At 67.9% G+C, this 19364-nt stretch carries 22 protein-coding genes; 12 read left to right on the top strand and 10 right to left on the bottom strand.

Features of this window, described 5'->3' with window-relative positions:
• Window positions 1–59 precede the first annotated feature (59 nt).
• The 3 genes from A3ES_RS49750 to A3ES_RS0136920 are packed head-to-tail and all read left to right on the top strand — an operon-like array spanning window position 60 to window position 2748.
• Window positions 60–1109, top strand: coding sequence for a sialidase family protein (locus tag A3ES_RS49750; protein WP_063746039.1), 1050 nt, complete (start codon window positions 60–62; stop codon window positions 1107–1109).
• A gap of 24 nt (window positions 1110–1133) precedes the next feature.
• Window positions 1134–2075 carry a dihydrodipicolinate synthase family protein gene (locus A3ES_RS0136925; protein WP_020391873.1) on the top strand — a complete coding sequence of 314 codons (942 nt, stop codon included), beginning with the start codon at window positions 1134–1136 and terminating at the stop codon, window positions 2073–2075.
• A gap of 4 nt (window positions 2076–2079) precedes the next feature.
• On the top strand, window positions 2080–2748 hold the full coding sequence (locus tag A3ES_RS0136920; protein WP_020391872.1) for a FadR/GntR family transcriptional regulator: 669 nt from the start codon (window positions 2080–2082) through the stop codon (window positions 2746–2748).
• A gap of 2 nt (window positions 2749–2750) precedes the next feature.
• Here the strand turns inward: A3ES_RS0136920 and A3ES_RS0136915 are convergent, their stop codons facing one another.
• Together A3ES_RS0136915 and A3ES_RS51890 are read right to left on the bottom strand one after the other, a co-directional pair.
• Complete coding sequence (locus A3ES_RS0136915) at window positions 2751–4391, bottom strand: DNA repair helicase XPB (RefSeq protein WP_020391871.1); 1641 nt, start codon at window positions 4389–4391, stop codon at window positions 2751–2753.
• 80 nt (window positions 4392–4471) lie between these two features.
• Window positions 4472–5230, bottom strand: a complete 759-nt coding sequence (locus A3ES_RS51890; protein ID WP_237745164.1) for a carbonic anhydrase family protein — start codon at window positions 5228–5230, stop codon at window positions 4472–4474.
• Window positions 5231–5354: 124 nt separating this feature from the next.
• Between A3ES_RS51890 and A3ES_RS0136905 the strand changes: the two genes are divergently transcribed.
• Window positions 5355–6749 carry a gluzincin family metallopeptidase gene (locus tag A3ES_RS0136905; RefSeq protein WP_020391869.1) on the top strand — a complete coding sequence of 465 codons (1395 nt, stop codon included), beginning with the start codon at window positions 5355–5357 and terminating at the stop codon, window positions 6747–6749.
• On the opposite strand, the gene A3ES_RS0136900 is transcribed toward A3ES_RS0136905, so the two are convergent.
• The 5 genes from A3ES_RS0136900 to A3ES_RS0136880 all read right to left on the bottom strand — a co-directional run bounded on the left by A3ES_RS0136900 (window position 6667) and on the right by A3ES_RS0136880 (window position 11662).
• The gene (locus tag A3ES_RS0136900) at window positions 6667–8955 is read right to left on the bottom strand and encodes a helicase-associated domain-containing protein (RefSeq protein WP_020391868.1); all 2289 of its coding nucleotides are present in this window, start codon (window positions 8953–8955) and stop codon (window positions 6667–6669) included. The two genes, A3ES_RS0136905 and A3ES_RS0136900, sit on opposite strands and share 83 nt — an antisense overlap.
• Window positions 8956–9021: 66 nt before the next feature.
• Window positions 9022–9399, bottom strand: coding sequence for a DUF427 domain-containing protein (locus A3ES_RS0136895; protein ID WP_020391867.1), 378 nt, complete (start codon window positions 9397–9399; stop codon window positions 9022–9024).
• Window positions 9400–9467: 68 nt separating this feature from the next.
• Window positions 9468–10259 (bottom strand): metallophosphoesterase, encoded by a 792-nt coding sequence (locus A3ES_RS0136890; protein WP_020391866.1) that lies wholly within the window; start codon window positions 10257–10259, stop codon window positions 9468–9470.
• A gap of 3 nt (window positions 10260–10262) precedes the next feature.
• Entirely contained in the window at window positions 10263–11030 is a 768-nt protein-coding gene (locus tag A3ES_RS0136885) for a hypothetical protein (RefSeq protein ID WP_020391865.1), read from the bottom strand.
• A gap of 8 nt (window positions 11031–11038) precedes the next feature.
• Complete coding sequence (locus A3ES_RS0136880; protein WP_020391864.1) at window positions 11039–11662, bottom strand: SIMPL domain-containing protein; 624 nt, start codon at window positions 11660–11662, stop codon at window positions 11039–11041.
• 27 nt (window positions 11663–11689) lie between these two features.
• Between A3ES_RS0136880 and A3ES_RS0136875 the strand changes: the two genes are divergently transcribed.
• From A3ES_RS0136875 to A3ES_RS0136850, 6 genes are all read left to right on the top strand, one after another.
• Window positions 11690–12634 (top strand): DUF6454 family protein, encoded by a 945-nt coding sequence (locus A3ES_RS0136875; protein ID WP_040456402.1) that lies wholly within the window; start codon window positions 11690–11692, stop codon window positions 12632–12634.
• A 60-nt stretch (window positions 12635–12694) separates the two neighbouring features.
• Entirely contained in the window at window positions 12695–12955 is a 261-nt protein-coding gene (locus tag A3ES_RS0136870; RefSeq protein WP_040456401.1) for a hypothetical protein, read from the top strand.
• A 3-nt stretch (window positions 12956–12958) separates the two neighbouring features.
• Window positions 12959–14356 carry a sensor histidine kinase gene (locus A3ES_RS0136865; RefSeq protein WP_020391861.1) on the top strand — a complete coding sequence of 466 codons (1398 nt, stop codon included), beginning with the start codon at window positions 12959–12961 and terminating at the stop codon, window positions 14354–14356.
• A complete protein-coding gene (locus A3ES_RS0136860; RefSeq protein ID WP_020391860.1) occupies window positions 14353–15018 on the top strand; it encodes a response regulator transcription factor in 666 nt (221 codons plus the stop codon). The genes A3ES_RS0136865 and A3ES_RS0136860 overlap by 4 nt, the downstream gene beginning before the upstream one ends.
• An 82-nt stretch (window positions 15019–15100) precedes the next feature.
• The gene (locus A3ES_RS0136855) at window positions 15101–15697 is read left to right on the top strand and encodes a DUF4956 domain-containing protein (protein ID WP_020391859.1); all 597 of its coding nucleotides are present in this window, start codon (window positions 15101–15103) and stop codon (window positions 15695–15697) included.
• On the top strand, window positions 15694–16467 hold the full coding sequence (locus A3ES_RS0136850; RefSeq protein ID WP_026163550.1) for a polyphosphate polymerase domain-containing protein: 774 nt from the start codon (window positions 15694–15696) through the stop codon (window positions 16465–16467). Before A3ES_RS0136855 ends, A3ES_RS0136850 begins: the two co-directional genes overlap by 4 nt.
• Before the next feature lie 204 nt (window positions 16468–16671).
• On the opposite strand, the gene A3ES_RS49740 is transcribed toward A3ES_RS0136850, so the two are convergent.
• Complete coding sequence (locus tag A3ES_RS49740) at window positions 16672–17289, bottom strand: nucleotidyltransferase domain-containing protein (RefSeq protein ID WP_020391857.1); 618 nt, start codon at window positions 17287–17289, stop codon at window positions 16672–16674.
• Here A3ES_RS49740 and A3ES_RS55265 point away from each other — a divergent pair.
• Complete coding sequence (locus A3ES_RS55265) at window positions 17288–17491, top strand: hypothetical protein (RefSeq protein ID WP_020391856.1); 204 nt, start codon at window positions 17288–17290, stop codon at window positions 17489–17491. The genes A3ES_RS49740 and A3ES_RS55265 overlap by 2 nt on opposite strands.
• On the opposite strand, the gene A3ES_RS55260 is transcribed toward A3ES_RS55265, so the two are convergent.
• On the bottom strand, window positions 17488–17718 hold the full coding sequence (locus A3ES_RS55260; RefSeq protein WP_020391855.1) for a LysR substrate-binding domain-containing protein: 231 nt from the start codon (window positions 17716–17718) through the stop codon (window positions 17488–17490). The genes A3ES_RS55265 and A3ES_RS55260 overlap by 4 nt on opposite strands.
• Between A3ES_RS55260 and A3ES_RS53085 the strand changes: the two genes are divergently transcribed.
• Window positions 17712–18251, top strand: a complete 540-nt coding sequence (locus A3ES_RS53085) for an MFS transporter (RefSeq protein ID WP_202806676.1) — start codon at window positions 17712–17714, stop codon at window positions 18249–18251. The two genes, A3ES_RS55260 and A3ES_RS53085, sit on opposite strands and share 7 nt — an antisense overlap.
• On the opposite strand, the gene A3ES_RS49735 is transcribed toward A3ES_RS53085, so the two are convergent.
• Window positions 18178–19338, bottom strand: coding sequence for an MFS transporter (locus A3ES_RS49735; protein ID WP_040456400.1), 1161 nt, complete (start codon window positions 19336–19338; stop codon window positions 18178–18180). The two genes, A3ES_RS53085 and A3ES_RS49735, sit on opposite strands and share 74 nt — an antisense overlap.
• Between the last annotated feature and the right edge of the window lie 26 nt (window positions 19339–19364).

Genomic DNA, 19364 nt, shown 5'->3' with positions numbered 1-19364 from the left:
AGGCCTCACTTCAGGGGGAGCGATTGTGGCTGCGGCCTCACAGTGACATAGTACGTCCTATGTCTTCAAGAGTCGGCGATCCAGAAATCGTCTTCGACCCGGTCGGCAGCCGCTATCACACGTTTCGGATTCCCGCCGTAATCGCTGTGGGCAAGGCGGTGCTGGCGTTCTGTGAGGGGCGCCTGCACTCGGCAGCTGACGCCGGTGAGATCGAGGTCGTCCTACGTCGCTCGCTAGATGGCGGCTTAAGCTGGCTTCCGGCCCAGGTGGTCTCGGCGGCTCCGGGCAAGACGTGTGGCAACCCGGTGCCGATGGTCGACCCGGCCAGCGGCGACCTCGTGCTGGTCAGCTGCCAGAACGGCGCCGACGCGATCGAGACTTCCGTTGCCCGGGGCACCGATCCCGAGAACGGCCGGCGGGTGTACGTGCAGCGCAGTACCGACCTCGGGGCTTCCTGGAGCGAGCCGGTGGAGATCACGGCGCAGGTGAAGCCGGCCGATTGGGGCTGGTACGCCACTGGACCATGCCATGGCATCACGCTCGCTCAAGGCCGGTTGGTCGTGCCGGCCAACCACTCGGTCGTGCCGACCGGGGTCAACGGCGGGCATTGCATCTTCAGCGACGACGGCGGGCTGACCTGGTCGCGCGGTTTCGTCGATCGCAACGACGGCGACGAGATCAACGCGAACGAGACGACCGTGGTCGAGCTCGCCGACGGCCGGCTCTACTTCAACGCGCGCAACCACCTCGGGACCGGCCCGGCCCGGGTGCACGCGTACTCCTCGGATGGCGGCGTCACCCTCGATTCGCAGTACGAGGGAATCAAGGAGATCACCGCACCCGGGATCCAGGGCAGCGTGCTCCGGGTCGGCGACCGGTTGCTGCTGAGCACGCCGGTGGATCCGTCGGTTCGGCGGGAGTTGACCGTGTTTGTCAGCGACGACTCAGGTCTGAGCTGGCGGCCGGGAGTAGTCGTCCATCCGGGCATGTCCGGGTACTCCGATCTGGTGGCGCTGCCCGGCGGCCGGGTCGGGGTGTTCTACGAGGCGGGGGAGACGTCGTCCTTCGCCACTTTGCGCTTTGCCACCTTCGATCCGTCCACGCTTTGACCGTTTGAACCAGGGGAGATCTTTGTGCCTACTTCCGCCCAGAAGCTCAGCGGTGTCGTGCCGCCGTTCGTCACACCGCTGACACCCGAGTACGACGTCGACACCGCCTCGCTGGCGCGGCTGGTCGAGCACCAGTTGACTGGCGGCGTCCGCGGCGTCTTCGTGCTCGGTACGTCGGGTGAGGGGACCTTCCTGACCGACGAGCAACGGCAGACCGTACTGGAGACCGTCGTCTCCGAGGTGGCCGGTCAGGTGCCGGTGCTGGCCGGGGCGATCGACACGTCCACCGCCCGGGCCGGCGCGCACATCTCCGCCGCGCTGAAGGCCGGCGTCGACGCGATTGTTGCCACGGCACCCTTTTATGCGGCGACGCATCCGGCCGAGATCGAGCGGCACTTCACCCGGTTGGCTTCGGTGGCAGAGGATACGCCGATCTACGCCTACGACATCCCGTCGCGGATCGGTGGAACGAAGCTGCCCTCCGCGGTGATGATCGAGCTGGGTCGTCAGGGGATCCTTGCCGGAGTCAAGGACTCCAGCGGCCAGGACACGAGCCTGCGCAAGCTGGTGCTCGATCGCACTGACGCCGGGCTCGACGGGTTCGCGATCATGACCGGCTCGGAGCTGACGGTCGACTGCGCGTTGGACTTCGGCGTGGACGGTGTGGTGCCCGGGCTGGGCAACGTCGATCCCGCCGGGTACGTACGGATCTTCGATGCCGTCGCCGCCGGGGATCGCGAGCTCGCGCGGCGCGAACAGGACCGGCTGTTCCGGTTGTTCGAGATCGTCGAGGTCGCGGATCGGAGCCGGATGGGAGCGAGCTCGGCAGCGCTCGGGGCGTTCAAGGTCGCGCTGTTCCTGCTCGGGGTGATCGCGTGCCCGCTGACGGCGTACCCGTCGATTCCCCTGGACGACGCCGAGATCTCCCGGATCGGCGGTCTGCTGGAGCGGGCCGGGTTACGGTAAGTCCGTGAACCAGTCCTTCATCCGCGACCAGATGAAGTCGTTCATCCTCGAACGCGGCCTCAAAGCCGGCGACCCGCTGCCCAACGAGCAGGAGCTGATGATCCAGCTCGGCGTCGGGCGGCATCCACTGCGCGAGGCGATGAAGGCGTTGCAGGCGGTCGGCATCATCGAGATCCGGCACGGCCACGGCACGTACGTCGGTCAGGTGACGCTGCAGTCGCTGGAGGACGGGCTGGCGTTCCGGATGTCGCAGTCGATGGCGGGCGACCTGCGCGACGTACGGAATGTCCTCGAGGTCCGGCAGGCGCTCGAGGTCGGCCTGGCCGAGGAGGTGGTCGCCCACTTCAGCGGTGCCGGCTTCGACCAGCTGGACGAGATCGTCGCCCGGATGGAGTCGAAGGCTTCAGCAGGCGAATACTTCCCCACCGAGGACTGGGCCTTCCACGAAGCTCTGTACGAACCCCTTGGCAACGCCTTGATCATCGACCTCCTCAGCGTCTTCTGGCGAACCTTCGCCGACGTGGACGCCCGCCTCCCCGGCGCCCGCTACACCCCCACCGACGCCGCCGGCTGGCACCGAGACCTCCTCAACACCCTGAAGACCGGCCACCCCGAAGCCTTCGCCCACTCAATGAAGGCCCACTTCGTCGGCATCCACACCCGCCTCGCCTGAGCTCAGGCGAAGAGGTTTTCCGCGTCGACGATGGTGTACGCGTAGCCCTGTTCAGCTAGGAAGCGTTGGCGGTGGGCGGCGAATTCGGCGTCTACGGTGTCGCGGGCGACGATGGAGTAGAAGCGGGCGGTCCGGCCGTCACCCTTCGGGCGTAGTACGCGGCCCAGGCGCTGGGCTTCTTCCTGGCGGGAGCCGAAGGTGCCGGAGACCTGGATGGCGACCGACGCCTCGGGCAGGTCGATGGAGAAGTTGGCGACCTTGCTGACCACCAGCCGGTCGATCTCGCCGGTCCGGAACGCCTGGAATAGCCGCTGCCGTTCCTTCACCGTCGTCTCGCCCTTGATCACCGGGCATTCCAGCCGCTCACCGAGCTCGTCGAGCTGATCGATGTACTGGCCGATCACCAGCATCGGCTCACCCTTGTGGTGCTCGGCGATCCGCTGGACCAGCCGGGACTTGGCCGGTGTCGACGCGGCCAGCCGGTACCGGTCCTCCGGCTCGGCGGTCGCATAGACGAACCGCTCGGTCTGCTCCAGATCGACCCGTACTTCGACGCAGTCCGCCGGCGCGATCCAGCCTTGCGCCTCGATGTCCTTCCACGGCGCGTCGTACCGCTTCGGCCCGATCAGCGAGAACACGTCGCCCTCGCGTCCGTCCTCGCGGACCAGCGTCGCGGTCAGCCCGATCCGCCGCCGGGTCTGCAGATCCGCCGTCATCCGGAAGATCGGGGCCGGCAGCAGGTGCACCTCGTCGTACACGATCAGGCCCCAGTCGCGCGCGTCGAGCAGCTCCAGGTGCGTGTAGACGCCCTTCCGCCGGGTCGTCATCACCTGGTACGTCGCGATGGTGACCGGCCGGACCTCCTTGCGCGCACCGGAGTACTCGCCGATCTCTTCCTCGGTCAGCGTGGTCCGCTTGAGCAGCTCGTCCTTCCACTGCCGCGCGGACACGGTGTTCGTCACCAGGATCAGGGTGGTCGCCGACGCCTGCGCCATCGCGGCCGCGCCGACGATCGTCTTGCCCGCTCCACACGGCAGCACCACGACTCCCGAGCCGCCGTGCCAGAACGCGTCGGTCGCCTGCTGCTGGTACGGCCGGAGGTCCCAGCCGTCCCGGACCAGGTCGATCTTGTGCGCCTCGCCGTCGACGTACCCGGCGAGGTCCTCGGCCGGCCAGCCGATCTTCAGCAGGGTCTGCTTCAGGTGGCCGCGCTCGGACGGGTGCACCATCACGGTGTCGTCGTCGATCCGGGCGCCGATCATCGGCTTGATCTTGGCGGAGCGCAGTACCTCCTCCAGGACCGGCCGGTCGGTCGTGACGAGGACCAGCCCGTGCTGCGGGTGCTTCTCCAGCCTGAGCCGCCCGTAGCGGTCCAGGGTCTCGGCGATGTCGACCAGCAGCGAGTGAGGCACGGGGTACCGGCTGTAGCGCAGCAGTACGTCGATCACTTGCTCGGCGTCGTGGCCGGCCGCCCGAGCGTTCCACAGGCCCAGCGGCGTCAGCCGGTAGGTGTGCACGTGCTCGGGCGCCCGCTCCAGCTCAGCGAACGGCGCGATCGCCTTCCGGCAGTCCGTCGCCTCCGGATGAGCGGTCTCCAGCAACAAGGTCTTGTCGGACTGAACAATCAACGGCCCGTCGGTCACTACAGCTTCTCCCGTCACCAGCTACGGGCAGAACACCCCGCCCGACCCTCCATTGTGCCTCGTCCCGCCAAACGGCCTTCTCAGTTGTGCTGCGGGCGGTACTTGACCGTGCGGCCGTTCAGGGGCTGGACCGCGCGGCTGTCGCCATCGGGGAAGCGGGTCTGGAAGTGGCTCAGCGAGGCCGGGAGGATCTGCCGGTGGTGGTTGAGGACCAGCCAGGAGACCGGCTCGCTGTACGGCGCGGTGGTGAGCGAACCTTCGTAGCGGTAGGTGGACAGATCCCGCGGCAGCGCGCTCGCCAGGTTGGCGTGCGGGATGTGCACGTCCTCGTCGCACTCCTCCGGCACCGTGGCCAGCACCTTGTCCTGCAAGGTCCCACCGGCACCGCCGGTGGTGATGAACAGCGCGACGACGAGCTTCTCGCCGTTGGGCCCAAGGTGCACGAAGTGCTGCTCCAAGGGGAACTGCCGGCCGTTCAGCCGGTGCTCGGAGCGGGTGTGGAAGTGGAAGTTGGCCAGGTCGTACCGGACCCCGCCGACCGTCACCCACGCCGCGCCGGCCGGGATCTCGGACAGCACGGTCTCCTCGGCGGTCCGCGTCTCGCAACCGCCGGTCTGGCCGCCGTCCTTGCTCTCGTAGCGGACCGACAGATCGAGCGCGGACGGGTAGTGAACGTGCAACGCGGGCAGCGCCGGGCTGTTCACCGCATGGAAGGTGTGGATGTCGATCGGGCTCTGATGCGGCGTCTGCGCCGAGGCGCTCGACAGCAGGCCGGGTGCTGCTACCCCAGCGGCCGTCGCGGGGACTCCGAACAAAACGGCACGACGAGATACAGGCATTGACACGTGAGAACTCCGTATTCGGGCGGAAGTAGCTTGTGTGTTTAGGTGCCTCACACACCCGTTTCCCGAAGGTACGCTCACCTCAGGCGACCCCTGCGACCGGGTCAGATTTGGAGGAGTCATGAGCCTTACGCAAGGTGAGGCACAGGAACGTTCCAGGCTGCTCTCGGTCCATCGGTACGACGTCGCCGTCGACCTGACCGACCTGCCCGCCGGCTCGCGAGTCGTCTGTACGTCGACAATCGCGTTCACCTGTAGCGATCCGGGTGCCGAGACCTTCGTCGACTGTGTCGCTGAGATCGAGAGCGCCACGCTCAACGGCAGCGCGTTGCCGCAGGCTGTCGACGGGCGGATCACACTGTCCGCGCTGGCCGCCGACAACCTCCTCATCGTGGCCACGGTGACCGCTCCAGCCGAGTGGATGGTCCTGACCAACAGCGGCGACCCGCAGATCGAGTCCCTCGGTGCGACCCGGCGCTGGACCTTCCCACCGACCCCGCCGCTGTCGACGTACAACCTGGTGATCAACGCCGGCCCGTACTACGAACTGCGTCGCGAAGGAGCCGGCCACGACCTGGGTCTCTTCGCCCGCCAGTCGCTCGCGTCGATCCTGGATCGCGACGCCGACGAGCTCTTCACTCTCACCGCCCAGGGTTTCGAGTTCTTCACCAAGGTGTTCGGGATGCGTTTCCCGCAACGCAAATACGACCAGGTCTTCACTCCGGAGTTCCCCGGCGCGATGGAGAACTCCGGCTGCGTCACCTGGTCCGACTGGTTCCTGCGCCGGAGTACGCCGACCAGGGCGGAGTGGGATCTCTTCGCGCGGTACCTGCTGATCACCGGTGAAGCGACTGCCGGCGAGGTGGTTCGGTGCCTGACCGGAGTACTGGCGGTCGAGACTTCCGAGTCGCTGATCGAGCCGCATCTCAACCGGGCGGCCGATGTCGCGGTGTTGTGGAGCTCGGAGTCAGGGCGGGACGCGCTGATGGCCGAGGTCGCCGCCACGTGCCGAAGCCTTGCCGGCCAAGTGGCACTGCGCGGCTTCGCCAAGACTGCCGGTGATCTAGAAGCGGTTGCCTGGCTTCAGGCCGAGGCCGGCGACGACGTCGATCTGCAGTGGCGAGCACTGGTGCGCAAGGCTCAGCTCGGCGGCGACACCACTGCCGAGGCGGAGGCCTTGCTCGCCAGGGATCCGGACGGACGAGCTCCTGAAGCCGTTCACCGCGGCCTATCTCGAACTGCTCCCCGAGATCCACGACGGCGGGATGATGCCGGCGATGACGTACACGAAGCTGCTGTTCCCTCTGTTCGGGATCTCAGCGAGCTACGTGGATACAGCGCAGTCCCTGGTCGCGGACGCCATCCCGGTCGTCCGGTCGAGCCTGCTGGAGCGGGCGGACCTCGTCACCCGCATGCTCCGCTCCCGCGGCTGACTACTTCTCTACTGGGCGCGCTGTCGCGATCCGGTGCAGGGCGTACGTGCGTGGCTGGTCCGCGTCTTCGTCGTACGCCGTGAGCCAGCCGTCGGCGACCCGGACCGGCTCGACGATGCGTTCGGCCGGGGTGCCGTTGTGGTCGACGTACGAGATCCACGTGCGGGTGTGGGCCTCGGCCGCCTCGCTGAGCACGCTGATCGTCTCGGCGGGAGCGATGGTGTCGCCCGAGGTGTGTTCGGCCGGCCGTTCGGCGGCGACCCGGTCCCCGGAGCGAACTTTCTCGATGACGGCCTTGACCTGGTCTTCGGTGAGGTCGAGCGCGTTGTCGGCGAAGTCGCGGCTGGTACGGCGGCGCGGTGGCTCGCCGCGCCGGTTGCCGGTGGTGGTGACGTGGACGACGCCGTCGAAGGTCTCGCCGAGGGGCGCGAGCCCCGCGTCGCGCAGCCGGCTCAGGACGAGGTCGGGGGGCGAGGGGGAGACCACCACGGTCGGTGCGAGGCGGCGGAACCGGATACCGGGCAGGTTGGCGCTCAGGAGTCCGTTGAGCACGTTCTCGTCGTCACACCGCAGGTACGTCGACGCGGCGCCGATTCGCAGTACGCCGTGCCGCCGGGCGACGTCGTCGATCAAGTACGTGAGCGGCTGCGGGACCGGCGTCCGGGAGTGGTCCGCCAGCCACACATGCAGCTGCTCACTGGTCCGCCCGAGGTCGAAGGCCCGCCGGACAGAGCTCTCACTGAAGCGGTAGACCCCGCCGCCTCCGTGGGACTCCATGTCAGCCATAGCAGCCAGCTCATCCTGTACTACGCGCACGAGCGGCCCAGGCGCGACCGCAGTCAGATCGGCCTGCAGCAGCACCTCCGAGACCGGCTCCGGCACCAGTGGCTGGATGGCAGCGGCCAGGTCGTCAGTAGTCGGCTCATCCCTCAGCAGCACGGCCGCATGGGCGGCAAGCGCGCCCAGCCCGGTCAACCCCAGCAGAGCGGCCTCGGTGATAGTCCACTCGACCAGGTCGTCCCGGAACTGCCCACCCCGCCGTGGCCGGTGCCACGCAACCCATGTGACTACGGACTCGATCGCTGGCGCAGTGCCGTCAGCAGCCTCCGACAGCGCCTGCAAGGTGAGCAGCCTGATCTCAGGAGCCAGCAGTCGCTCCTGGTCGGGCGCTAGCGCGTTCACCAGCCGGTCGCGCGCAGCTGCGGTCGCACCGCCACTGTCACGCCGACCGATCAGCCCTATCGCCCGCAGCCCGGTGAACCAGGCGTTGACCAGCACAGCCCACCGGTGAGCGGTGTCGAGCTCCAGCCAGTCGTCATACGCCCCAGTGGGCAACCACAGCTCAGTGGTGCCGACCTCAACGCCGGCAACCAGCCCAGCGGAGTACGCGATCTCTAGGACGGCTCCGGCGGTCTGCTCGTCAGCGCCGATCTTGGTGGCGAGGCCGCGGAGTTCCCGCACGCCGACGCCGCCAGTACGCAGTACCGGTGGGGGATCTGTGCCTAGCTGCTCAAGGGCGCGATCGACCAGACGTACTAGGTCTAGCGCAGCGCCAGCAGCGGCACGGTCAGCTATCGACCTCGAGATCGGCTTGCCGTCGAGCGGAGGCGGTGTTGGCCTTGTCGAAGCCAGCACACGCCCACCACGCAGGTGCAGGCCGATCTGCCGAGGCAACACGACAGTGGTGGCGTCCTTCGGTACTACGAGGCCGCGCGCCAGTAGCTGCTCGATCGGGGAACGGGCGGAGGCGATCGTCACCGGGCGCTCAGCCTTCTCGACTGTGCCGGTGGGCGGCCCCCATGTGAGTTTCTCGAGCACCTCACGGGCTTCCGGACCGGCATCCTCGATCAGCTGGTCCAGATCGCCGAAGTGCCGGGTGGTGAGCGGTCCGAGCCCGGCCGGTGTCGGCCCCAGGAGCTCGTGCACGGCCCTGATCGGGCGGAGGTCGTCCTCAGTGCCCCAGACGAGCGCGAGAGCGAGCAGCTCGGTCACCCGCGGCTGCACGATCTCGACGGACTGGTCGACACCTTTCGCCAGGGCCTCGACGTCGACAGGCTCAGTCAGAGCGGACAGGGCTTCCAGCAGGTCGACACTGAACTCGTCGAGCCGGTTGATCGCGCGTGCTGCGGAAGCGTTGGTGGTTGCACGGGCCGCAAGCTGGCCTGTGTCGGCAGGGATCGGTGTCGCCAGGTCTGGCCGGTGCCGGAGCAACTGGCCGAGGGCAAGGTCGTCCCAGCCGCGCAGTGCCTCGGCGAGGGTGCGTGGGCGGGTCCGCTCGGTATTGCTCATCCCTCCAACGGTACGGGCAACAACCCAGCCCGAACGACCCGCGCCCCAACTCTTGTCAGTATTCGGTCAGTCGGCCAGGATCTCGAGGTCGACGCGGTCGGGGTAGAAAGCGAGGTGGTCGCGGATGTCGGCTACCGCCTCGTACGGGTTCTCGTAGGTCCAGACGGCATTCACGGTCTGCTCGCCGCCGGCCGGGATGCTGAAGTAGTTGGCTTCGCCCTTGTAGGGGCAGTAGGTCTGGTTCTCGGTGCGCTGCAGTTGGGTCAGGTCGACGTCCTTGCGCGGGATGTACTGCACGGCCGGGTAGCTGGCCTCCTGCAGTGACAGCGCGTCACGACTGTCCGCGATCACCTGGCCGGCGACCTTGACGACCACCCGGTCCGGGTTCTTCTCCACCGTGATCGGGTGGTCGGGACCAGGAATCTTGACCGGCTTGTCAGACATGTCTCAGCTCCAAAGGGCGTACGGCATCTACCTCAACCGACAACCAGCCCGGGGCGTGCGGCATTCCGTCAGATCGGCAGGAGTTTGACGACCAGGCACGGCCCGCCGTCGAAGGTGCCGCCGTCGATGCCGAGGGCCAGGCCGTCGGCGTACAGGAGTGGGCCGGTCAGGTACGCCGGGTCGATGCCGAGCTGGTCGGCCACGATGCTGTGGCCGTGCACGATCCGGCGGCCGCCGAGCCGTTCGAGCAGTTCGGCGGCGATCACCGGCCCGACCTCGCCGCGGAAGGCGTACCGCGACGTCATCCGGCGCCAGATCTCCCACCAGACGACGATGTCGTCGGTGTGCAGCTCGGCGTGCACGGTCGCGTTGATCTCGTCGATCGTGTCACCCCACGCGAGGTACTCCTCGGTGTCGGAGTGCATCAGCAGGTGATCGGCGTCCAGCCCGAGCATCGGCTGGTCCAGCAGCCAGGCGACGTCGTCGTCGGTGAGCAGTTCCTGGTCGCGGTCCTGGCCGCCGTTCAGCGCCCAGCTGCGCTCGAAACTGCGCGAGGTGATGCCCTCGTGCGGAACGAAGGTGTCGCCGAACTTACGCATCCCCAAGGCCAGGATCTCGTGGTTGCCGAGCAGCACCTTGACCTCACCCCGACCAGCCTCGGCCTGCGCCACCAGGCGCCGGACCAGCGCCAGTACGCCGACGCCGTCCGGGCCGCGGTCGAAGAAGTCGCCCAGGAACCACAGCCGGACATCCTGGTCCGACCAGTTGCCCCCGGCGTCGATCAGACCGGCCTCGTGGAGCGCCGCGGTCAGCTTCTCCGGGTGACCGTGGACGTCGCTGACCGCGTAGGTCCCGGCCACCTGTCAGGTGCCGCTCTTGGCCGTACCGAGCGTCTTGATCGCCTTGGCGGCCGCGTCGCCGAACGGGCCCTCGATGTCGCCGCTGTCGAAGCTCATCGCGAGCGCGACGTCACCGATCCCGGTGAAGGCGAACACCGCCTCGAGACCGTCCAGTGCGCCGCCGGACGCGGCGAACCGCGCTCCGACCGGGTTGGTCCCGGCCTGCGGTACGGAGATCTCGCTGATCATCATCGTCGAGCTGCCAACGCCCGGGATGGTGAGCTTGGCCTGCTTGCAGGACTTGATCGCGGTCCGGACCCGGGTGAGCAGCGCGGTGACCGCGGCCGGGGAGCCCATCGCGTCCAGCTGCTGGTCGAAGTACGGGCCCTGCTGGCCGCCGGTGAACGAGCGGTTCACGCTGGCCTTCGCGCCCGGCGAGGCCTTCGCGTTGAAGAGCAGGACGAGATCCTTGCAGCGGGCCTCCTTCGACGACAGCTTGGAGTCGTCCTCCTCGGCCTCGGTGTCGATCGAGAAACCGGCCGGGAGATCGGGCAACGCGAACAGCGCCTTCGTCAGCTCCGGCACGGTCCGCGGTTTGGCGGCCGGCGGGGGCGGAGGAGTCAGGGTGGGGGGCGGCGTCGGCGTCGCGGACGGCGTCGGAGTACTGCTGCTCGGCGGGGGAGTCGACGCGCTGGGCGCAGTACCGGCGTTGCCGGAGTCACCGCAGGATGCAGCCGCGAGCACCAGCCCGACGGCGATCGTCAGAGAAACGAGGGAACGCTTGGTCGCCATGGCGCACCCTACCGCGCCCAGGACCAGCGGACTTCGAGGGACACCTCTATCGTCTGCTCACCAGGAGTGACCGCGAGTTCGGAGCGGTAGGCGTCGGAGGCCTTGCCGGCGGAGCCCAGCATGGCGAACGGCGCGTGACTGTAACTCTCGGCGACGGCGGCGATGGAGCCCAGTGACTGATCCGCCAGCGCGGCCAGCTGGGCGGCTTTCGTCCGCGCCTGGGCGAAGGCGAGCTCGCGCGCCCGTTCCATCAGCGGCAGCTTGTCCGCGACGTCGAACTGCAGATGGTCCAGTCCGAGATTGTTGCCTGCGGCATCTACCGCCGCGTTCAGCAGCCGGCCGAAGCCGGTCAGGTCCCTGGTCTTCACGGTCAGCGAGTGAGAGGCACGGTACCCCGCCACGGCCATCGAGTCGGCGTACTGCGGATAGACATTGACCGAGCTGGTCTCGATTTCCTCGGCCGCGACCCCTTGCGCGCTCAACGCCGCGTGAACAGCATCGGTCCGTAAGGCAACTTGTGCGACGGCAGCCGCAACGTCGGCCGCATCATGCCCGACACTCAAAGTCAGACGCAGCAGGTCAGCCGGCGCAGTAGCTTGCCCGGTCCCAGTGACAGTGATCCCAGAGTCCATACAGGTCAGTCTGACAGGAGAGTCGTGATGCGTAGGAAGACAGTGCTGGCGAGCGTGTTGGCCGGGGTGCTGGTGGCGGGGTTGAGTGTGGTGGGGGCCGATGCCGCCGGGCGGGATGACCAGGTTGCGCGGGCGTTCGAGGGGACAACGCGTAGTACTGCGTGGGCGCAGGTTGCGCGGATTCCGTTGCGGTTTCCGACGTACCACCCGCAGGGGTTTGCGCTGGTGGGGGATCTGATCTTCCTGTCCAGCGTCGAGGTACTCGAGGCGCCGGTGCGCTACCCGGTGCCGGTGGATGGCTATGACCGGAGCCCGGGTAAGGGGATCGGGCACGTCTTCGTGCTGGATCGCCAGGGCAATCTCAAGAAGGACATCCGGGTCGGCGAGGGTACGGCGTACCACCCGGGCGGGATCGACTTCGATGGCGAGAACGTGTGGGTGCCGAGCGCGGAGTACCGGCCGAACTCGCGGGCGATCGTCTACAAGATCAACCCGAAGAACTACCGCGTGACCGAGGAGTTCCGGGTCCGCGATCACGTCGGCGGGGTGGTGCGGGATCGGCGTACCGGGCTGGTGCACGGCGTCAGCTGGGGATCGCGGACGCTCTATCAGTGGACAGCCTCCGGCAAGCAGTTGGCGGCAAAGGCGAACCAGAGCCACCTGCTCGACTACCAGGACTGTGACTACGTCAGCCGCAGCAAGCAGCTGTGCGGCGGAGTCACCGGGCTCAAGACGCCGACAGGTGGCAACTTCGAGCTCGGCGGCCTCGCCCTGCTCGACCTGAAGGACGACAACCGGATCCTGCACGAGATCCCCTTCCCGTCGTACTCCGCCGCCGGCCACTCGGTGACCCGCAACCCGGTGGCGCTGGAGGTGGACGGCAGCAAACTGCGCCTCTTCACCGCCCCCGACGACGGCGAAGAGACCGCCGGCACCGAGCTGCTGGTTTTCGAGTCGCCCATCAGCGGCTAGATGAGAGATCTGTAATGTTCGGCTCATGCGGTTCTTCGGGAGGGATCGCAGAGTTTGAGTATGCGATCTCCACGAGTGGTCTACGGGGTAGTCGCCGTCGTCCTGGCGGTGGCCGGGTTCGTGCTGCCGCGATACCTGGATCGGTCCGCGCCTGAGCTCGGCGAGACCGTGGTCATACCTGCTGGTGCACCGGGCACGCCGACGACGACACCGACTTCACCGCCGGAGCCCGGCGCGGGCCTGGTTCCGCCGGCCTCGCCCCGGACGGCCGGCCAGGACGACCCCGACGACGATGCGGATGACCTGGACGACGATGACTGACCGGTGGTCCGGTTGAGCCGGCCGGTCATCAGCGCCCGGCTGCGGATCATCTCCTGGATGCTCGGTGTACTGGCCCTGGCCCTGGGCGCCGTCGTCTTCCTGACCTGGCAAGTCCTCGCCGCTCGCGCCGACTCGGCCGCCGACGACGAGCTGAGCCACGAGGCCAACAAGTTCCGCAGCTATGTCGCCTCGCCGTCGGCCGGTGCGTTCCGTACGCCGGAGGAGCTGCTCGAACGCTGGCTGCAGCTCAATCTGCCCGATGACTCCGAGACATTCTTCAGCATCGTCGACGGCCGCCCGTACCGTCGCGGCCAGGGCTCGCCGCAGGCCCGGCTCGACGCCGACGCCGCCTTCGTCCAGCGGATCGCAGGAGCCACCGAACCGGAGTACGGGTGGGTCCAGAGCAGCGCCGGCAAGGTCCGGTACGGCGTACTGCCGATGCGGATCGGCACGCAACCCGTGCGGGCCCAGTTGGTGGTGCTCGAGTTCCGCGACATGATCGCGCAGCCGTCGGAGGATGCGGCGCGGGCGCTCGCCATCATCGGTGCGCTCACCCTTGCGATGGCCGCCGGGGCCTGCTGGCTGGTCACCGGACGCGTGCTGGCCCCCATCCGGCAGCTTCGTACCACCGCGGAGCAGATCGGCGAATCGGATCTCCGCCGCCGGATCGATGTCGTCGGCAACGATGATGTGGCGCAACTGGCCCGGACCTTCAACACGATGCTGGACCGGCTGGAGGTCGCGTTCGTGGCGCAACGGGAGTTCGCCGACAACGCCGGGCACGAACTGCGGACGCCGATCACGGTGATCCGCGGCCACCTGGAGCTGATGAGTGACGATCCGGCCGACCGCGCCGAGACCAAGGCGCTGGTGCTGGACGAGCTGGTCCGGATGAACCGGATGGTCGACGATCTGCTGGTGCTGGCCAAGAGCGACCGGCCCGACTTCCTCGCACCGGCCGAGGTCAACCTGACCGAGCTGGTGGTGGAGGTGGTCGCGAAGGCGCGGCCGCTGGCCGACCGGACCTGGCGGGTGGACGAGACCGCCGACGCGGTGATCGTCGCCGACGGGCAGCGGCTGACCCAGGCGCTGATGCAGCTGGTGTCGAACGCGGTGCGGCACACGAAGACCGGCGACCGGATCGCGGTCGGATCGCGGGTGGAGACGGATCAGGTGGTGTTGTGGGTTGCCGATTCGGGGAGCGGGATCGCGGCCGCGGACGCCGAGCGGATCTTCGAGAGATTCGTCCGCGGCGACGAGCAGGTCCGCACCGAGGGGGCCGGACTGGGGTTGTCGATCGTCCGCTCGATCGCCCGGGCGCACGGCGGCGACGTACGGGTCGTTGCCCACGATGGACCAGGTGCGCGTTTCGAACTGACTCTTCCGGAGGTGCGTGGATGAACCGGATCTTGATCGCCGAGGACGAGGAGCGGATCGCGTCCTTCGTCGAACGGGGCCTACGGGGCAACGGGTTCGTGACGACGGTGGTCGGCGACGGCGAGACGGCGTACTCCGAAGCCGTGAGCGGGAGCTACGACCTGCTGGTGCTCGACATCGGGCTGCCCCGGGTGGACGGCTTCACGGTCCTGCGACGGTTGCGCGAGGCAAGAGTCACGATGCCGGTCGTGATCCTGACCGCTCGGGACAGTGTGCGCGACACGGTGGCCGGCCTGGAGAGCGGCGCGGACGACTACCTCGCCAAACCGTTCGCTTTCGAGGAACTGCTGGCGCGAGTCAGGCTACGGCTGCGCAGCGACAGTTCCGGTACTGCGGACGCGAACGTCTTGCAGGTAGGCGATCTGGGCCTCGACCTGCGCACCCGGCGAGCGCTGGTCGACGGCCGGACAGTCGAGCTCACGGCGCGGGAGTTCCTGCTGGCCGAGGTGTTCTGCCGGCATCCGGATCAGGTGCTGTCGCGCGAACAACTGCTCTCCCAGGTCTGGGGTTTCGACTTCGACCCGGGCTCCAACGTCGTCGACGTCTACATCCGGTACCTGCGCCGCAAGCTCGGCCAGGACCGGATCCAGACCGTGCGCGGAATGGGCTACCGGCTGCGACCTTAGAACTCTCTCATCACGGCCTCAGCCAGCTCTCACGGCCGGCCGTGAGGGTGGAGATCTCACCACCCCTTGAGAGGAAAGCATGATGACGGGTCTGGGATTCACCGTACCGGCCGACCTGCTGGCGATCGCACTACTTGCCTATGGCACCTACTTCCGCCGCTATCACCGGCGTGACCTGCTGCTGGCCTATGTCGCGTTGAACATCGGCGTGCTCGCCGTCACCGCGATGCTGGCCGGCAGCGGCGCCGGGATGGGGCTCGGCCTCGGCCTGTTCGGCATCCTCTCGATCATCCGGCTGCGCTCGGACTCGATCACCCAGGAGGAAGTGGCGTACTACTTCATCGCGCTCGCGATGGGGCTGGTGAACGGCCTGCATCCCGGCCCGTTCTGGCTCGCGCCGACGCTGAGCTTTCTGCTCGTGGCGGTCATGTACGTCGTCGACCACCCGCGACTGACCAGCCGGTCACGGCGGCAGAAGGTCATCCTCGATCGTGCCTACCCGGACGTCCGGGAGGTCGGGCCGGTCCTGGAAACATTGCTGCGCGCGGACATCAAGCACTTCGTCGTCCTCGATCTGGATCTGGTCACCGACACCACGGTGGTGGATGTCCGCTACCGGATCCGCCCGCCGGCGCCGAGGGCGGTCAACGCCGTCCCCGTCCACCAGTACGCGTCATGACGGCGCGTCGAACGGTGGCGGCGATGACCGGCGCGCTCGAGCCCTTCCAGCCGATCACGCTGGCCGACGTACTCGCCGAGGCGGCCCTGCAGGTGCGGATCGATCGCAAGTACCTGGTGCCTCTTGAGACCTTCATCGAGCTGACAGTGCGACTGCGGGATCGGTTCGCAGCTCTGCAGATCGACGGGAAGCGCACCTTCGGGTACGAGTCGGTGTACTTCGATACTCCCGATCACCAGCTCTACCTGGACCATGTGCAGCGGCGGAGGCGCCGGTACAAGCTCAGGACTCGCGCTTACCTGGATAGCGATGAGTGCAGCCTCGAGGTCAAGCTGAAAGGCAACCGCTCGGAGACGGTCAAGTCGCGGATGCCTTATGCGCTGGAGGATCGCGCCCGGCTGACGCCCGCGGCGCAGGACTTCCTGGCTGAGCAGTTGCGCACGCAGTACGGCGTACAGGCTGAAACTGGGCTCGGACCGGTGCTGAGTACGACGTACCGACGAAGCACGCTGGTGGACCCCGATGGGCATGCTCGACTCACTTGCGACATCGACCTACGCTTCAGCAGCCGCCACCAGACGGTGGACGTCACACCTCACGCCGTCCTGGTCGAAAGCAAAACAGCCGGCCGCGCAGGAGCCGCCGACGAGGTACTGCGCGACCTACGAGTACGCCCGATCCAAGTCAGCAAGTACTGCGTCGCAGCCGCCCTCCTCAACCCCCACCTCCGCTCCAACCCCTGGCACAGAACCCTCCAGCTCTTCCACTAGCCGGCCCGCGCGACTATGCAGACCGGTGCCATCGATGAACTAGCCGAACACCCGTTCGCCTGTTCTGCCGTCCCGACCGACAGGACATAGTCGGTTGTTCGGCCGGGCGCCACGCTCACGGAAGCGGCAGCCAGCCCCAATGCGAGCACTATGTCCTGTCGGTCGGGACAGAAATCCGCCCTGAGATGGGTTGCACGTCCTAACTCACTTCAGGGTTTGGTGGGGTGAGGTGCCGGCGACGGGGATGGCGTCCCGGCGGAGTTCGGTGATCAGGCGTTCGCGGCGCCGGATGAGTTGCTTCAGTTCACTGCTGCTGTACTCGACGATCTCGCAGGGGTTGCCGGACCAGCGGGTGGCGTGGTCGGCGAGGGTTTCGAGCTGCTCCAGCCAGCGTGGATCCGAGTCGGAGATCTTGTCCGGACGCACTACCAGGACGTCGATATCGCTGTCCGGTCCGCCCTGTCCGCGCGAGGTGGAGCCGAACAGCCAGACAGCCGCGGCGGGCACCTTCCAAGTCGCGGCCTCGGACTGGAGCCGGCTGAGGAATCGGTCGCGAAGGTTGGCCAGTTCTCCGATCGCGGCCGCGGCGACGTGCTCCCGGTTCAGCGTGTAGAGCTTCGCGCGGCCGGCAGGCCGGGCGATGACCAGCCCGTTGCGCACCAGATCGTCGAGCACCTTCTGTACTCCACTCACACTTGCGGGCGGGATCAGCAGCCCTGCCACGGCGCGCCCGGTCAGTGCCTGCTCGGTCCTGGCCAGCACGCTGAGCACTCGACCGTGAAGGCCGGGGAACGCCGCGGATATCGGCTCCGAGAACTGCATGGCACAGCAGCATGCCGCCGCGGTTCGAGGCGATCATCGACAGGCCTTCCTGCAGCGTACGGACTTCCGGGCCTGGCGGGATCAGCTGCCGGGTGGAGACCGTGAGGGTCTGCGCAAAGCGCTGAACGGATCGTTCAACGGCAGTTCGGTGACGTCGATCGTGCAGCCCGGGTACTGCTGCTGGAACGCGGCGACGGCCTAGAGGATGTCGTCGTTCGCCGTCCCCTGGAACCCGATCCGCAGTCGCCCTTCGACTCCACGCGCGGTCTGCCGGGTGGACTCGACCACGCGCTCCAGAGCGGCGTACGCCAGACGCAGCGACGCCACGAACTCCCGGCCGAGCGGAGTCAGCCGGACCCGCCGGCTGGTCCGTTCCACGAGCTGCCCGCCGATCCGGTGCTCGAGCGACCGGAGCAGCTGGCATGACACAGGTACTTCAGAGGCCCGAGGCAACAGCCGCGAAGGGTTGGGCCGCGGCGGCGGCGATGGCGGTGACCGTCTTCAGCGTGGTGACGGCGGAGATGCTGCCGGTGGGACTACTGACGCCGACCGGCGGAGAACTCGCGGTCGGTGAGGGGACCGCTGGGTTGACGCTGACGGTGACCGGACTGGTGGCGGCGTTGTCCGCGCCGCTGTTGCCACGCGTACTGGGCACGGTCGACCGGCGGGCGGTGCTAGTCGGGTTGATGGTGCTGCTGGCGGTGGCGAGCTTGCTGGCAGCCTGGGCGCCGACGTTCGCAGTACTGGTGGCGGCCCGGTCTGTCGGACCGGCGACGTCGTTGATCTTCAGTGGTATCGCGGTGGCCTCAGTGCTCGGGGTTCCGGCCGGTGCGTACGTCGGGGAGCTCGCCGGCGGTCGAGTGGTGGACGGCCTCGGTACCACGACTGTCACCTGGCTGGCGGGGCTGCTTGCTCTCGCTGCTCTTGGAGTCGCCCTGCGGTCGCCAGCGCGCCGAGGCTGAAGGTTGCCCCTAGCAAGCAGACGGCGACCCAGCCGGAGCGGGAGTAGAGCGCTGTCGACAGAATCGCGCCCAGTCCGCTGCCGACGGAGTAGAACACCATGTAGCCACCAATCAGCCGGCTGCCCGCCTCGGGCCGCAACTCGTAGATGCGGCTCTGGTTGCTGACATGCACAGCCTGTACGGCGAGGTCCAGTACGATCGCACCGATCGCCAACGCCCAAAGGGATTGTGGCGTCCAGACGATCAGCAACCAACTCGTTGCCAGGAGCGCCGATGCACCGACCGTCACCAGTTGCCCATGGCCCCGATCGTTGAGCCGCCCGGCCGGTCCGGCGGCGAGTGCGCCGACGGCGGCGATCAGGCCGAACGCGCCGATCTCCGTGTGGGACAACGACTTCTCGGTGAGCGGCAGGACCACCGAACTCCACAAGGTGCTGAACGCGGCGAAGGTGAAGAACGCCAGTACTGCGCGTGCGCGGAACACGGGCTCTTCTCGCCAGAGCGCCAGCGTCGAGCGCAGCAGCGCGGAGTACGAGAGGTTTGCTCGTGGTTGCGGGGCGGTCCGGAACAGCGTCAAGGCGATCAGCAGGCTCAGTCCGCAGGAGATCAGGTAGACCGAGCGCCAGCCCGCCAGGTCCGTGAGCAGACCTGAGGTGGTGCGGGCCAGCAGGATGCCGATCACGATGCCGCTGGTGACCGTGCCGACCGCGCGTCCTCGCTCGGCGGGTGCGCTGAGCGAGGCGGCAAAGGCGACCAGCGACTGGGTGACGACGGCGAGCAGTCCCACTGCGGCCAGTCCGATCAGCAGCATCGCGGCGTGGCTCGCGATCCCGACCAGGAGCAAAGCCGCGGCCAGCAGCAGGAACTGCAGGCGGATCAGCCGGCGTCGATCGATCAGGTCACCGAGCGGGACGAGGAAGAACAGGCCGAGCCCGTAGCCGATCTGGGTGACGGTGACGAAGGCGCCGACGGTCCCCGGCGAGATCCCGAGGTCGGCGCCCATCGTGACCAGCAGCGGCTGCGCGAAGTACACGTTCGCCACCGCGACGCCGGCGGCCACTGCCAGGAGGATCCTCTGTGGTTGCATCTTGCTACCGTAGGCTCAGGTGGTAG

Origin of the sequence: Kribbella catacumbae DSM 19601 (assembly GCF_000372465.1) — a bacterium.
Lineage (GTDB): Bacteria > Actinomycetota > Actinomycetes > Propionibacteriales > Kribbellaceae > Kribbella > Kribbella catacumbae.
Note: the sequence above shows the minus strand (reverse complement) of the source record. Positions and strands in the feature narration are given on the sequence as shown.